General features: G+C 39.8%; 1 protein-coding gene. It reads right to left on the bottom strand.

Annotated elements, in window-relative coordinates; genetic code table 11:
- The coding region (locus AAEY57_RS19780; protein ID WP_350608643.1) for an alanine:cation symporter family protein at positions 1-279 on the bottom strand (279 nt) is incomplete at both ends.

Here is a 279-nt window from a genome sequence, read left to right as displayed (position 1 = left end):
GAGCCAATAACTAAAGCAATACCTACTACATAGTTCGGAATATCAAAAGCGACTTTAAATGCAGCTGCAATAGAGTTTGATTGCACTGCGTTAAATACAAAACCAAACGCTAATATTAAACACAGTGAAAAAATAACGCCCATCCAGCGCTTACCTAAACCATATTCCATATAATAAGCAGGGCCACCACGAAAGTTCCCCTGTTCATCACGCGTTTTATAAGCTTGCGCTAATGTGCTCTCGGCAAAACTAGTCGCCATACCAATTAAAGCAATAAGC

This window comes from Pseudoalteromonas sp. MER144-MNA-CIBAN-0113 (assembly GCF_040308965.1).
Classification (GTDB): Bacteria; Pseudomonadota; Gammaproteobacteria; order Enterobacterales; family Alteromonadaceae; genus Pseudoalteromonas; species Pseudoalteromonas tetraodonis.
This window is presented reverse-complemented; position numbering and strand designations above follow the sequence as displayed.